This is a genomic window from Gulosibacter sediminis (assembly GCF_023370115.1).
GTDB lineage: Bacteria > Actinomycetota > Actinomycetes > Actinomycetales > Microbacteriaceae > Gulosibacter > Gulosibacter sediminis_A.
Genome location: NZ_CP097160.1, coordinates 2152877 through 2168318, shown reverse-complemented (window position 1 = coordinate 2168318; position 15442 = coordinate 2152877). Strand labels below are relative to the sequence as shown.

Below are 15442 nucleotides of genomic sequence, written 5' to 3'. Positions count from 1 at the left end.
GTGACCCAGATCGATCCCAACGCACCTGCGACTCGCCAGAATGGCGCGCCCGCCGAGAGCAACCGCAACTCGCTGACCGTCGGCCCGAACGGGCCCATCACCCTTAACGACGTGCACCTCATCGAGACGCTCGCCGCGTTCAACCGCGAGCGCGTGCCGGAGCGCAACCCGCACGCCAAGGGCGCCGGCGCCTTCGGCGAGTGGGAGGTCACGGAGGACGTCTCGAAGTACACGCGCGCCGCCGCGTTCCAGCCGGGCGCAAAGGGTCGCGTCGCGATCCGCTTCTCGACCGTCGCGGGCGAGCAGGGCTCGCCCGACACCTGGCGCGACGTTCGCGGCTTCTCGCTGCGCTTCTACACCGAAGAGGGCAACCTCGACATCGTCGGCAACAACACCCCGGTGTTCTTCATGCGCGACCCCATCAAGTTCCCGAACTTCATCCGTTCGCAGAAGCGCCTGCCCGCCTCGGGCCTGCGCGACAACACGATGCAGTTCGACTTCTGGACTCTCAACCCCGAGTCGGCCCACCAGGTGACCTACCTCATGGGTTCGCGCGGCCTGCCCCGCTCGTGGCGCGAGATGAACGGCTACAGCTCGCACACCTACGCGTGGATCAACGCCGAGGGCGAGCGCTTCTGGGTGAAGTACCACTTCCACTCCGACCAGGGCGTGCACAGCCTCACCGACGACGAGGCCGAGCGCCTCGCGGGTGAGGACGCTGAGTACCACCGCCGCGACCTGTTCGACGCGATCGAGGCGGGCAACTTCCCCAGCTGGCAGATCAAGATGCAGATCATGCCCTACGAGGACGCGAAGACCTACCGCTTCAACCCCTTCGACCTCACGAAGGTGTGGCCGCACAGCGACTACCCGCTGATCCCGGTCGGCAAGTTCACGCTCAACGAGAACCCGACGAACTTCTTCGCACAGATCGAGCAGGCGGCGTTTTCGCCCGGCAACTACGTGCCCGGCACCGGCATCTCGCCCGACAAGATGCTCGTCGCGCGCAGCTTCGCCTACGCCGACGCGCAGCGCGCCCGCATCGGCACCAACTACAACCAGCTGCCGGTGAACCAGCCCATCAACCCGACGAACAGCTACACGTTCGACGGCAACATGCGCTTCGACCACTCGGGCGACGCCCCGGTGTACGCGCCGAACTCGTTCGGCCGCCCCTACGCCGATGAGGTTGGCCAGGTCGAGAACAGCTGGGAGTCGGACGGCGAGCTCGTGCGCAGCACCTACGAGCTGCACGCTGAGGACGACGACTTCGGTCAGGCCGGCACGCTCGTGCGCGAGGTCTGGGACGACGCGGAGCGCGAGCGCTTCGTGAACACCGTCGCCGGCGCCCTCGCGACCGTGCAGGAGCCCGTGCTCTCGAACGCCTTCCAGTACTGGAAGAACGTCGACCAGGCCACCGGTGAGCGCATCGAGGCGAAGGTCCGCGAGGGCCTCGCGAACGCCGGCGAGATCCCCGGCGGCGACCCGCAGCCCGGCACGTAACGCCAGCCGCAAGCCGCACTACACCGCGCGTGGCGCTCCCGAGTACTCGGGAGCGCCACGCGCGGTTTTGCGGATGCTCGGGCTACGCGCCGCTGAACGCGTCGGTGTTCGGGTCGGCCGGCGGCAGCCCGCCGGTGAGGCGCCACGCGTTGAGGAAGCCGCGCTCGCGGCCGAGCGTTGAGGGCAGCCCGTGGCCTGGGTAGAAGATCGTGTCGTCGGCGAAGCGGCGGAAGATGCGCTCGACGACGTCGCCGAGCAGCTGGGCGTACGCATCCGAGTCGCCGAAGGTGTTGCCGATGCCGCCCGGGAAGAGCGAGTCGCCCGTAATCAGGCGCACCGGATGCTCAGGCACGCGCAGCGCGAGGGCGACCGAGCCGGGCGTGTGGCCGCGCAGACCGACGACCTCGATCTGCTGGTCGCCGAGCGCGACGGTGTCACCGTCGCCCAGCGTGTGCTCGGTCTCGCCGGGGAGCTCTGGCGCATCCTCGGCGCCGGCATAGCTCGCCACCTCGAAGTGGGCCTTCGTCGCTTCGAGCGCCTGCCAATGGTCCTGGTGGCGGTGGGTCGTGAGCACGCCCGTGACGCGCACCTGCGCGGCCCCGGCGTCGGCGGCGCGGCGGCTCGCGAGGTCGACCAGTTCGATGATCGCGGGCAGGTTGTCGGCGGCGTCGACGATGAGCGCGGCACCGGTCGGCACGTCGACGATGACGTAGCAGTTGTTCTCATAGTCGTTGACCTCGGCGTAGTGGATCTCGAGGTTGCCGAACGCGTCGAGCTTGGGAGAGAAGGGATGCGACATGCCACGAGGCTAGCGGGGAAGCCTGGCCCCGCGCATCCGCACCCGACATCCAGAGATCGGGCCCCGCCTTCGCGCATGAGTCTGCTCTGGTACACCGCCGTTATCGATTCCGAACAGCCGATCGAGTTTGTGGTGGTGCCAGAGAAGAAGGAGCGCAAGAACCGCCTCCACCTCGACCTCGCCCCGCATAGCAGCCAGGATCGCGACGTCGAGATCGCTAGCCGGAGACGGGGTAGGCTAAACGCTGCGGTGGGATATGCAAAACTCTCTCTGGACACTACGAAATGTGTCGGGTTATAGTAGATCCTTGCGCTTCGTCGCTCCTTGCCTTCATATTGCGGTCGGCTCGGTTGCTGCAATTCACAAGTCCCTCAGCCCGAAACGCGCGTTTCGGGTGCCGTGCCGGGAGTCGAGTTCCAGGTGTTCAACCTGAAGAATTCCTCCGAATCACAGGGGAGGCGATGACTTTCGGCAACGGACGGCGATGCCCCCCTCACGCCCAATGCAATCGCGTCCCGCTGGCCAGCGGGACCTGTGGAGGTAACTCTTTTGGCTGCTGCGAATAACGCAACTTACACGCCGAAGTCCGGTCGCGACGCTCACCGCCTGTCGTTCGCGAACATCAAGGACACGCTCGAGGTTCCCGATCTGCTCTCGCTGCAGACCGAGTCCTTCGACTGGCTCATCGGCAACGAGTACTGGAAGGCTCGTCGCGACTACGAAATCGAAAACGGTGGCAACGATGTGCCGCGTGTCTCGGGCCTGGAGGAGATCTTCGAAGAGATCTCGCCCATCGAAGACAACGCGGACCAGATGCAGCTGACGTTCCGCAACCCGCAGCTCGAGCCCGAGAAGTACTCGATCGACGAGTGCAAGGAGCGCGGCAAGACCTACTCGGCCCCGCTCTACGTCGAGGCCGAGTTCATGCGCTACGAGACCGGCGAGATCAAGACCCAGACGGTCTTCATGGGTGACTTCCCGCTCATGACCCCCATGGGTACCTTCATCATCAACGGCACCGAGCGTGTCGTCGTTTCGCAGCTCGTCCGCTCGCCGGGTGTCTACTTCGAGCGCACCCCCGAGAAGAACTCCGACATCGACGTCTACTCGTCGCGCGTGATCCCCTCGCGCGGTGCCTGGCTCGAGTTCGAGGTCGACAAGAAGGGCCTCGTCGCCGTTCGCATCGACCGCAAGCGCAAGCAGTCGGTCACCGTCTTCCTGCGCGCCATCGGCCTGTCGGAAGAAGAGATCCGCGCCGAGTTCGCCGGCTACGAGACGCTCCTCGACACCCTGTCGAAGGACGACCCGAAGATCCAGACGCAGGAAGATGCCCTCCGCGACATCTACAAAAAGCTGCGCCCGGGCGAGCAGGTGGCCTCGGAGGCCGCCAAGGCGCTCCTCGAGAACTACTACTTCAACGACAAGCGCTACGACCTCGCGAAGGTCGGCCGCTACAAGATCAACCGCAAGCTTGGTCTCGAGGCGCCGATCAGCGACTCGGTGCTGTCGGTTGAAGACATCGTCGGCACGATCAAGTACCTCGTCGCGCTCCAGAAGGGCGAGACGACGATCGAGGGCACGCGCAACGGCGGCGAGCTCACCGACATCCCGCTCGACGTCGACGACATCGACCACTTCGGTAACCGCCGCATCCGCGCCGTCGGCGAGCTGATCCAGAACCAGGTTCGCACCGGCCTCAGCCGCATGGAGCGCGTCGTGCGTGAGCGCATGACGACGCAGGAGATTGACTCGATCACCCCGCAGTCGCTCATCAACGTGCGCCCCGTCGTCGCTGCGATCAAGGAGTTCTTCGGAACCTCGCAGCTCTCGCAGTTCATGGACCAGAACAACCCGCTCGCGGGCATCACGCACAAGCGTCGCCTCAACGCGCTCGGCCCCGGTGGTCTGAGCCGTGAGCGCGCCGGCGTCGAGGTGCGAGACGTGCACGCTTCGCACTACGGCCGTATGTGCCCGATCGAGACGCCTGAAGGCCCGAACATTGGTCTGATCGGCTCGCTCGCAACGTTCGCGCGCATCAACGCGTTCGGCTTCATCGAGACGCCGTACCGCCGCGTCGAGAACGGCGTGGTGTCGCAGACCATCGAGTACCTCACCGCAGCAGACGAGGACGAGTTCGTGGTGGCCCAGGCCAACGCGCCGCTCGACGCCAACGGTCGCTACATCGAGGACGACGTGCTCGTGCGCACCAAGGGAGGCGAGGTTGAGCTCGTGCCCGCTGGTGAGGTCGACTACATGGACGTCTCGCCGCGCCAGATGGTGTCGGTGGGTACCTCGCTCATCCCGTTCCTCGAGCACGACGACACGAACCGCGCGCTCATGGGTGCGAACATGCAGCGCCAGGCAGTGCCGCTGCTTCGTTCGACCTCGCCGATCGTCGGTACCGGTATGGAGGGCTACACCGCCATCGACGCTGGTGACGTGGTCACCGCGCAGCACGCCGGTGTCGTCACTTCGGTGTCGGCCGACCAGGTGGTCGTGCAGACCGACGAGGGCGGCAGCGAGTCGTACTGGCTCCGCAAGTTCGAGCGTTCGAACGCGGGTACCTGCTACAACCACCGCGTCATCGTCACTGCTGGTGACCGCGTTGAGGTCGGCGAGGTCATCGCCGACGGCCCCGCGACCGAAGACGGCGAGCTCGCGCTCGGCAAGAACCTCCTCGTGGCCTTCATGCCGTGGGAGGGTCACAACTTCGAGGACGCGATCATCATCAGCCAGAACCTCGTGAAGAACGACGTGCTTTCGTCGATTCACATCGAGGAGTACGAGGTTGACGCTCGCGACACGAAGCTCGGTAAGGAAGAAATCACCGCCGACCTGCCGAACGTGGGTCAGGACATGCTCAAGGACCTCGACGAGCGCGGCATCATCCGCGTCGGCGCCGAGGTGCAGGCTGGCGACATCCTCGTCGGTAAGGTCACTCCGAAGGGTGAGACCGAGCTCAGCGCCGAAGAGCGCCTGCTGCGCGCGATCTTCAACGAGAAGAGCCGCGAGGTGCGCGACACGTCGCTCAAGGTTCCCCACGGCCAGACCGGCACCATCATCGGCGTCAAGGTGTTCGACGTCGAGAACGGTGACGACGAGCTCGGCTCGGGCGTGAACCAGCGCGTGGTCGTCTACATCGCCCAGAAGCGCAAGATCACCGAGGGTGACAAGCTCGCTGGCCGTCACGGTAACAAGGGTGTCATCGCGAAGATCCTGCCCGAGGAAGACATGCCCTTCCTTGAGGACGGCACGCCGGTCGACATCATCCTGAACCCGCTCGGTATTCCGAAGCGCATGAACCTCGGTCAGGTGCTCGAGTCGCACCTCGGCTGGATCGCGACGCAGGGTTGGGACATCGAGGGCAACCCGGAGTGGGCAGCAAACCTCTCCGAGGAGGCCTACCACGTTGCTCCCGGCACCAAGGTCGCGACCCCCGTGTTCGACGGTGCGACGCAGGAGCAGCTCCAGGGCCTGCTCACGTCGACCCGCCCGAACGACGACGGCGAGCGCCTCGTGAAGGAAAACGGCAAGGCGCGTCTGTTCGACGGCCGCTCCGGCGAGCCGTTCCCCGACCCGATTTCGGTGGGCTACATGTACATGCTCAAGCTCCACCACCTGGTCGACGACAAGATCCACGCGCGTTCGACTGGTCCATACTCGATGATCACCCAGCAGCCGCTCGGTGGTAAGGCCCAGTTCGGTGGCCAGCGCTTCGGTGAGATGGAGGTGTGGGCCCTCGAGGCCTACGGCGCCGCCTACACGCTGCAGGAGCTGCTCACGATCAAGTCGGACGACATTGTCGGCCGCGTGAAGGCCTACGAGTCGATCGTTAAGGGCGAAAACATCCAGAAGGCCGGTATCCCCGAGTCGTTCCGAGTGCTCGTGCGCGAAATGCGTTCGCTGTGCCTGAACGTCGAGGTGCTCGCCGCCGACGGCTCCATCGTCAGCCTCGAAGAGAACGACGATGACGCCTACCGTGCTGCCGAAGAACTCGGCATCAACATCTCCACTCGCTTCGAGTCGTCTTCGGTCGACGAGATCTAGTCCACCCCCGATTACGAAGCTTTGTTCCTAGGGAGAATCAAGAATTGATCGACGCAACTAAGTTCGACAGCATCAGCATCGGGCTGGCAACTAGCGAGGACATCCTCGGTTGGTCGCGTGGCGAGGTAAAGAAGCCCGAGACCATCAACTACCGCACCCTCAAGCCCGAGAAGGACGGTCTGTTCGGTGAGCAGATCTTCGGCCCCTCGCGCGACTGGGAGTGCGCCTGCGGTAAGTACAAGCGCGTGCGCTTTAAGGGCATCATCTGTGAGCGCTGCGGCGTTGAGGTGACGAAGTCGGCGGTGCGCCGTGAGCGCATGGGCCACATCAAGCTCGCCGCGCCCGTGACGCACATCTGGTACTTCAAGGGTGTTCCTTCGCGCCTCGGCTACCTGCTCGACATGGCGCCGAAGGACCTCGAGAAGGTCATCTACTTCGCCGCCTACATGGTGGTCGAGATCGACGAAGAGGGTCGTCGTGACGACCTGACCGACCTCGAAAAGGAGAAGAACCTCGAGGTCGACACCCGCGGCAAGCAGCGCGATTCGCAGATCAACGAGCGGATGGCGCAGCTTGAGAAGGACCTCGAGGCACTCGAGGAAGAAGGCGCAACCGCCGACCAGAAGAAGAAGACCAAGGATGCGGCCGAGAAGGAAATGGCTCGGATTCGCAAGGAGGTCGACAACGACATCGCGCAGATCGAGCGCGTCTACGAGGGCTTCAAGAACCTGAAGGTTGGCGAGCTCAAGCCGGACGACGCCGACTTCGCCGAGCTCATCGACCGCTACGGTGACTACTTCGAGGCCTACATGGGCGCCGAGGCGATCAAGCGCCGCCTGCAGGACTTCGACCTCGCCACCGAGGCCGAACTGCTGCGCGACCAGATCCAGAACGGCAAGGGTCAGAAGAAGATCCGCGCCATCAAGCGACTCAAGGTCGTCACGGCGTTCCTCCAGACCGAGAACAAGCCGGCCGCGATGGTCCTCGACGTGATCCCCGTGATCCCGCCGGAGCTGCGCCCGATGGTGCAGCTCGATGGTGGCCGCTTCGCAACGAGCGACCTCAACGACCTCTACCGTCGCGTGATCAACCGCAACAACCGCCTCATGCGTCTGCTTGAGCTCGGTGCGCCCGAGATCATCGTGAACAACGAGAAGCGCATGCTGCAGGAGGCCGTCGACGCACTGTTCGACAACGGCCGCCGCGGTCGCCCCGTCACCGGTACCGGTAACCGTGCCCTCAAGTCCCTCAGCGACATGCTGAAGGGTAAGCAGGGTCGTTTCCGCCAGAACCTGCTCGGTAAGCGCGTCGACTACTCGGGTCGTTCGGTGATTATCGTTGGCCCGCAGCTGCAGATGCACCAGTGCGGTCTGCCGAAGCAGATGGCACTCGAGCTGTTCAAGCCGTACGTGATCAAGCGCCTTATCGACCTCGGCCACGCGAGCAACATCAAGGCCGCGAAGCGCGCCGTTGAGCGCGCCAAGCCCGAGGTGTGGGACGTCCTCGAAGAGGTCATCCGCGAGCGCCCCGTGCTGCTGAACCGTGCGCCTACGCTGCACCGTCTCGGCATCCAGGCGTTCGAGCCGCAGCTCGTCGAGGGTAAGGCGATCCAGCTGCACCCGCTCGCTTGCTCGGCGTTCAACGCCGACTTCGACGGTGACCAGATGGCCGTGCACCTGCCGCTTTCGGTCGAGGCACAGGCCGAGGCCCGCGTGCTCATGCTCGCGTCGAACAACATCCTCAAGCCGTCCGACGGCCGCCCCGTGACCCTGCCTTCGCAGGACATGGTTGCCGGTCTGTACCACCTCACGTTCCTCCGTGAGGATGCGGTCGGCGCCGGCCGCGTGTTCGGCTCGGTTGCCGAGGCGATCATGGCGCAGGACGAGGGCACGCTGCACCTCAACGCTCCCGTCAAGATTCGCCTCGAGGGCGTCACGTTCCACCCGGCCGAGGCCCCCGAGGGTTTCGTCGAGGGTCGTCCGGTCGTCAAGGAGACGACGCTGGGTCGCGCGTTGTTCAACGAGCTGCTGCCCGACACCTACCCGTACCTCGAGGACGTCATGACCAAGGGTCGTCTCTCGGGCGTGGTGAACTACCTCGCCGAGCGGTACGACAAGGACGTAGTGGCAGCGACGCTTGACCGCATCAAGGACTCGGGCTTCTACTGGGCCACGCGTTCGGGCATCTCGCTGTCGGTCTCCGACGTCGTGATTCCCGACACCAAGGCCGAGATCGTCGCCGAGACCGAGACCAAGGTTGCGCAGCTGCGTGAGGACTACCAGATGGGTCTGTCGACCCAGCAGGAGTACCGCGACCAGACCATCGCGCTGTGGGAGGAGGCGACCGAACGCGTCGCCGCCGACACCCGCGAGCAGTTCCCCGAGACCAACTCGATTCACCGCATGGTGACGGCTGGTGCAAACGGTAACTGGCTGCAGGTTCGTCAGATCGCCGGTATGCGCGGCATCGTGGCCAACCCGAAGGGTGAGAAGATCGCCCGCCCGATCATTCACTCGTACCGCGAGGGTCTGACCGTACTCGAGTACTTCTCGTCAACCCACGGTGCGCGAAAGGGTCTGGCCGACACCGCGCTCAAGACCGCCGACTCGGGTTACCTCACGCGTCGTCTCGTCGACGTGTCGCAGGACGTCATCATCCGTGAAGACGACTGCGGTACCCACAAGGGCATCGTGCTGCCGATCGCGCAGACCGACAAGGACGGCAACGTCACGCTCGCGGACAACGTCGAGAACTCGGTCTACGCTCGTACGCTCGCGACCGACGTCACGAACGCTGCCGGCGACGTGCTCGCCCACGCGGGCGAGTCGGTCGGTGACGTGCTCATCGAGCGCCTGCTCGGCGAAGGCGTCCGCGAGGTCACCATCCGTTCGGTGCTGTCCTGCGAGTCGCAGGTCGGTGTCTGCGCCAAGTGCTACGGCCGTTCGATGGCGTCGAGCGAGCTCGCCGACCTCGGCGAGGCCGTCGGCATCATCGCGGCTCAGTCGATCGGTGAGCCCGGTACCCAGCTGACCATGCGTACCTTCCACACCGGTGGTATCGCCGGTGCGGCCGACATCACGCAGGGTCTCCCGCGTGTGCAGGAGCTCTTCGAGGCGCGTACCCCGAAGGGTGCGGCGCCGCTCGCGAAGGTTGCCGGTACGGTGACGTTCCAGGACACCGAGCGCCAGCGCAAGATCGTGCTCGAGCCCGACAACAAGGACGACGAGACACTCACCTACCCGGTGTCGCGCTTCGCCGAGTTCCTTGTCGAGGACGGCGACCACGTCGAGCCCGGCCAGCAGCTCGTTGAGGGTCCGCTCGACCCGAAGGACGTGCTCGAGGTGCTCGGCACCACCGCGGTGCAGAAGTACCTCGTCGGTGGTGTGCAGGACGTCTACAACTCGCAGGGTGTGCCGATCCACGACAAGCACATTGAGGTCATCGTGCGCCAGATGCTGCGCAAGGTCACCATCAACGACTCGGGCGAGACCGACATGCTCCCCGGCGAGCTTGTCGACCGTCAGCGCTTCCAGGCAACCAACCGCCAGTCGGTTGCCGAGGGCCGCCGCCCCGCGTCGGGTCGTCCCGAGGTCATGGGTATCACCAAGGCCTCGCTCGCGACCGAGTCGTGGCTGTCGGCCGCGTCGTTCCAGGAGACCACTCGCGTGCTGACCCAGGCCGCGATGGAGCAGAAGACCGACCCGCTGCTCGGCCTCAAGGAGAACGTCATCATCGGTCGTCTCATCACCGCCGGTACCGGTATGCCCGAGTACGCCGAGCAGGTTGTTGAACCCACCGAAGAGGCGCGCAACGAGCGCTACCCGTACGCCGAGGCCGACGCGCTCGACTTCAGCAACGACCTGTCGTTCGCTGACTTCGACTCGTTCTCGGGTAACGACGACTTCGGCAGCATCGACTTCAACTAGAAGCCGTCGCGACCGAACTCGCACACCGAAGCGATGCCCCGAACCTGTTGGTTCGGGGCATCGCCCGTTTCCGCGTGCCGTAGCGCGGAAACAAGCCCGCTGACCGTTAGCCTGGCGGCATGAGTGACCAGTACCGACCGCAGCCGTACGACGATGGGCCCCGCACGACCGTCGACCCGCACCTGCTGCCCCAGCGTCCCGCCTCGGCTGCTTCGCAGCCCGAGCAGGCGGATGCGCCGCAGGCGACGGACGCGCCGGTCGAGAACCCGACTCCAGCTTCCGAGCCCAGCACCGCATCCGAGCCCGCGCCCGAGGCGCCGGCGGATGCTGCCGAGCAGCCGAGCAGCGCATTTGCCGTCGGCGCTGACGGCGAGACCTCGCGCGAGACGCCCGCCGAGGGCTTCGACGCGCCGACCGCCGCGCCTGCTGGCGACTCGCGTCTGAGCGAGGCCGTGGCCCGCTCGCGTTCGATCCCGGTCGATGAGACCGCTGATTTCGAGGCAAACTCGTCTGACACCGTGGCTGCGCCGGCAGGCGAGGCCGACACCGCGACGCGCGCGTACGACGCCGACGCGTTTGGCGCGGATGCTTCGACCGAGTCCGCCGCCGACACGAACGCGACGCCGTTGGATATGCCCGACGCCGCGGTCAATGACCGCACCGACGAGCCCGACATCTACGCCGACGCAGACCCGGCGACGACGCCACTCGAAGAACCTGTGGCAGCGCCGGCCCCGGCACCCGCTGCCGAGACGTCGCCGACCGAAGGCCTCATCGTCGAGCCTGACAAGCGCGGCAACCGCGGCTTCGCCTTCTTCACCGCGCTGCTCGCAACCGTCGTGTTCGGCGCGCTCTACGCGGTGGCCTTCGCGGCAGCCCGCGTGATCTTCACGACCGGCGGCGACTTCGTCGGCGGCATCTTCGAGTTCATGGGCACGGCGCCGTTCTACGTACCGGTCGCGCTGTTCGGTGTCTTCCTCATCGTGTGGTCGCTCATCGCGAACCGCGCGGGCTGGTGGTCGTACATCGTCGCGAGCCTCATCGCGGCCGTGCTGACCGGAGGCGGCTACTACGTCGGCGTCGCCTTCCAGGACGTCGTGAACGGCCAGGCGTGGTCGAACGAGGCGTTCGAGACCGCCATCCGCTCGGCTGAGCACCTGCCCGGCGCGCTGCTCGCCTTCATCACGGGCCGCGAGAGCGCGCTGTGGATCGGTGGCATCGCGGCGCTTCGTGGCCGCAGCGTGAAGAAGCGCAACGCCGCCGAGCGCGCCGAGTACGAACGCAAGGTTGCCGAGGAGCGCGAGTACGAGGCGCAGCGCACCTCGATCACCTTCGACGAGGGGCGCTAGCTTCATGGCGCAAGTCGCGGCGACGTTCGAGGTGCCGAACGGCTGGGAGAAGTTCGAGTGGGAGGGCACACTCGGGGGAGTGCGCCACCTCACCGCGACCGGCGACTTCCATCCAAACGTACTCGTCACCCTCGACAAGTGGCCGGGCCAGGTCAGTGCGCAGCAGGCCGATGAGATTCTCGGTCAGCAGCTCACGTTGGCGGGCGCCGAGGTCCTCGAACGCGAGACGTTCGAGGAACCACGCCCCGGCGTCGAGGTCGCGACGCTGCAGCGCGACGAAGCTGGGGCAACCGTTCGGGTGCGCTATCGACTGCAACTGCTCGCCGCCGGCGCCAATACGCTCGTGCTCACCGCGGTCGCGACCTACCTGCTCGAGCAGGCTGACGGCGTCGACGCCGACGTCACCAGCATCCTCCGCAGTGTGGATCTCACGACCTCAGCGACACGCGACGCTTGACCGGCACATTCTGTCTGGTTAAACTAGATCGGTACGCCGCCCTCTGGCGTGCCTCAAATTCATGCCGTCGCCGCGGTCACAGCGGTCGGTAGGGATGCTCGCCCGGCGCAGCCCAGGCAGAGCATGTATCCAGTCCAGCGTCGTCCATGCACGGCCGCGACGGGGTGAGGCGCGAGTTTCAGAGCAGCTGCCGCGTGCAGCAAGGCGAAAGCACAATCAATTCCAAGGAGATTAACCAGTGCCAACCATTCAGCAGTTGGTCCGCAAGGGCCGCAAGCCCAAGGTGACCTCGTCCAAGTCGCCGGCTCTGAAGGGCAACCCCCAGCAGCGTGGCGTATGCACCCGTGTGTACACCACCACCCCGAAGAAGCCGAACTCGGCACTGCGCAAGGTGGCCCGTGTGAAGCTCTCGAACGGCACCGAAGTTACCGCCTACATCCCCGGTGAGGGCCACAACCTGCAGGAGCACTCGATGGTGCTCGTGCGCGGCGGTCGTGTGAAGGACCTCCCGGGTGTGCGTTACCGCATCGTCCGCGGTGCCCTCGACACTCAGTCGGTCAAGGACCGCAAGCAGGCCCGTAGCCGCTACGGCGCGAAGAAGGAGAAGTAATGCCTCGTAAGGGTCCCGCGCCTAAGCGCCCCGTAGTGATCGACCCGGTGTACGGTTCGCCGGTCGTTACGCAGCTCATCAACAAGATCCTCCTCGACGGTAAGAAGTCGCAGGCCGAGCGCATCGTTTACGGTGCCCTCGAGAACGTCGCGAAGAAGTCCGACCAGGACGCCGTCGCGACCCTCAAGAAGGCCCTCGACAACGTCCGCCCGACCCTTGAGGTTCGTTCGCGCCGCGTCGGCGGTTCGACCTACCAGGTTCCGGTTGAGGTCAAGCCGCTTCGCGCGAACACCCTCGCGCTGCGCTGGCTCACCGGCTACGCCAAGGCTCGTCGCGAGAAGTCGATGACCGAGCGTCTCACCAACGAGATCCTCGACGCCTCGAACGGCCTCGGTGCCGCCGTGAAGCGTCGCGAAGACACGCACAAGATGGCCGAGTCGAACAAGGCCTTCGCGCACTACCGCTGGTAGTTCGTTGACCGGTCAACGTGACGTGCTAAGCACTCATGTTGGCCGGTCTTACGTCAGCCGCGTTAACCGGCGAATCCTCGCTTTTTCAGTTCCAAACACAACGGGAGACATCCGTGGCACAGGCAGTGCAGACGAACCTCAACAAGGTTCGCAATATCGGCATCATGGCGCACATCGATGCTGGTAAGACCACGACCACCGAGCGCATTCTTTTCTACACGGGTGTGAACCACAAGATCGGTGAGACCCACGACGGTGCCGCCACCATGGACTGGATGGCACAGGAGCAGGAACGCGGTATCACCATTACCTCCGCGGCAACGACCTGCTCGTGGGGTGACACCCAGATCAACATCATCGACACCCCCGGTCACGTTGACTTCACTGTTGAGGTTGAGCGCTCGCTGCGCGTCCTCGACGGTGCCGTCGCCGTGTTCGACGGCAAGGAGGGCGTTGAGCCCCAGTCGGAGACCGTGTGGCGTCAGGCCGACAAGTACAACGTTCCCCGCATCTGCTTCGTCAACAAGATGGACAAGCTCGGCGCGGACTTCTACTACTCGATCGACACGATCAAGTCGCGCCTCGGCGTGAAGCCGCTCGTGCTGCAGCTGCCGATCGGTGTCGAGAACGACTTCATCGGTGTTGTCGACCTCATCAACATGCGTGCGCTCACCTGGCGCGGCGACGCCAAGGGCGTCGTGGCACAGGGTGCCGAGGCTGAGATCGAGGAGATCCCGGCTGACCTGCTCGAGCGTGCCGAAGAGTACCGCGCTGAGCTGCTCGAGGCCGTTGCAGAGTCGAGCGACGAGCTGCTCGAGAAGTACCTCGGTGGCGAAGAGATCTCGATTGAAGAGCTCCAGGCCGGCATTCGCCAGCTCACCATCGCGGGCGAGGCATTCCCCGTGCTCTGCGGTACCGCGTTCAAGAACCGCGGCATCCAGCCGATGCTCGACGCAGTCGTCTCCTTCCTTCCTTCGCCTCTCGACGTGCCGCCCATGATTGGCCACGACGTCAAGGACGAAGAGGTCGAGATCATCCGCGAGCCTTCGACCGACGAGCCCTTCGCGGCGCTCGCGTTCAAGGTTGTTGCGCACCCGTTCTACGGTCGCCTGACCTACCTCCGCGTTTACTCGGGCCACGTCGAGGCCGGCACCCAGGTGCTCAACTCGACGAAGGGCAAGAAGGAGCGCATCGGCAAGCTCTTCCAGATGCACGCCAACAAGGAGAACCCAGTCGAGTCGGTTACCGCTGGTCACATCTACGCCGCGATCGGCCTGAAGGACACCACCACCGGTGACACCCTCTCGGCAATCGACGCGCCCGTGATCCTCGAGTCGATGAGCTTCCCGGAGCCCGTCATCTCGGTGGCCATCGAGCCGAACTCGAAGGCCGACCAGGAGAAGCTCGGCACCGCGATCCAGAAGCTCGCCGAAGAGGACCCGACGTTCCGCGTCGAGCTCAACCACGAGACCGGTCAGACGACCATCTCGGGCATGGGTGAGCTCCACCTCGACATCCTTGTCGACCGCATGAAGCGCGAGTTCAAGGTTGAGGCGAACATCGGTAAGCCGCAGGTTGCGTACCGCGAGACCCTCCGTCGCCCGGTCGAGAAGTACGACTACACCCACAAGAAGCAGACCGGTGGTTCCGGTCAGTTCGCGAAGGTGCAGATCAGCCTCGAGCCCATGGAGGTCGAGGGCGACAAGGTGTACGAGTTCGAGAACGCCGTGACCGGTGGTCGCGTGCCTCGCGAGTACATCCCCTCGGTTGACGCGGGTATCCAGGACGCGATGCGTGTTGGTATCCTCGCTGGCTACCCCATGGTCGGCGTCAAGGCGATCCTGGTTGATGGCGCGTACCACGACGTTGACTCGTCGGAAATGGCCTTCAAGATTGCTGGTTCGATGGCGTTCAAGGAGGCCGCTCCCAAGGCAAGCCCCGCGCTGCTCGAGCCGCTCATGAAGGTCGAGGTGCGCACGCCTGAGGAGTACATGGGTGACGTTATCGGTGACCTGAACTCCCGTCGTGGCCAGATCCAGTCGATGGAAGACGCCTCGGGCGTCAAGGTGGTGCGCGCGCTCGTGCCGCTGTCCGAGATGTTCGGGTACATCGGCGACCTGCGCAGCAAGACCTCGGGTCGCGCTGTGTACTCGATGGAGTTTGACTCCTACTCGGAGGTCCCGAAGGCTGTTGCCGACGAGATCATCCAGAAGAGCAAGGGCGAGTAGCTTCCCCAAAGCTCAGGCTTCGGTCAGGCGCCATGCGCTAGGCCGAGTAACAT

The 15442-nt window shown here is 65.1% G+C and carries 9 protein-coding genes; 8 read left to right on the top strand and 1 reads right to left on the bottom strand.

The genetic code is table 11. The features are described 5' to 3' along the window. The gene (locus M3M28_RS09985; RefSeq protein ID WP_249386315.1) at positions 1–1503 is read left to right on the top strand and encodes a catalase; all 1503 of its coding nucleotides are present in this window, start codon (positions 1–3) and stop codon (positions 1501–1503) included. Positions 1504–1585: 82 nt separating this feature from the next. On the opposite strand, the gene M3M28_RS09980 is transcribed toward M3M28_RS09985, so the two are convergent. Beyond that, positions 1586–2302 (bottom strand): MBL fold metallo-hydrolase, encoded by a 717-nt coding sequence (locus M3M28_RS09980; RefSeq protein WP_249386314.1) that lies wholly within the window; start codon positions 2300–2302, stop codon positions 1586–1588. Between the two features lie 549 nt (positions 2303–2851). Between M3M28_RS09980 and rpoB the strand changes: the two genes are divergently transcribed. From rpoB to fusA, 7 genes are all read left to right on the top strand, one after another. Continuing rightward, positions 2852–6349, top strand: coding sequence for a DNA-directed RNA polymerase subunit beta (rpoB, locus tag M3M28_RS09975; RefSeq protein WP_249386313.1), 3498 nt, complete (start codon positions 2852–2854; stop codon positions 6347–6349). Positions 6350–6393: 44 nt separating this feature from the next. Next, positions 6394–10275, top strand: a complete 3882-nt coding sequence (gene rpoC, locus M3M28_RS09970) for a DNA-directed RNA polymerase subunit beta' (RefSeq protein WP_249386312.1) — start codon at positions 6394–6396, stop codon at positions 10273–10275. Between the two features lie 119 nt (positions 10276–10394). Next, on the top strand, positions 10395–11624 hold the full coding sequence (locus M3M28_RS09965; protein ID WP_249386311.1) for a hypothetical protein: 1230 nt from the start codon (positions 10395–10397) through the stop codon (positions 11622–11624). Between the two features lie 4 nt (positions 11625–11628). Further along, entirely contained in the window at positions 11629–12081 is a 453-nt protein-coding gene (locus M3M28_RS09960; RefSeq protein WP_249386310.1) for a hypothetical protein, read from the top strand. Between the two features lie 238 nt (positions 12082–12319). Further along, positions 12320–12691 (top strand): 30S ribosomal protein S12, encoded by a 372-nt coding sequence (gene rpsL / locus M3M28_RS09955; protein WP_019619557.1) that lies wholly within the window; start codon positions 12320–12322, stop codon positions 12689–12691. Then, on the top strand, positions 12691–13161 hold the full coding sequence (gene rpsG / locus M3M28_RS09950) for a 30S ribosomal protein S7 (RefSeq protein WP_249386309.1): 471 nt from the start codon (positions 12691–12693) through the stop codon (positions 13159–13161). Before rpsL ends, rpsG begins: the two co-directional genes overlap by 1 nt. Before the next feature lie 113 nt (positions 13162–13274). After that, entirely contained in the window at positions 13275–15389 is a 2115-nt protein-coding gene (fusA, locus tag M3M28_RS09945) for an elongation factor G (RefSeq protein WP_249386308.1), read from the top strand. The last annotated feature ends 53 nt before the right edge of the window (positions 15390–15442 follow it).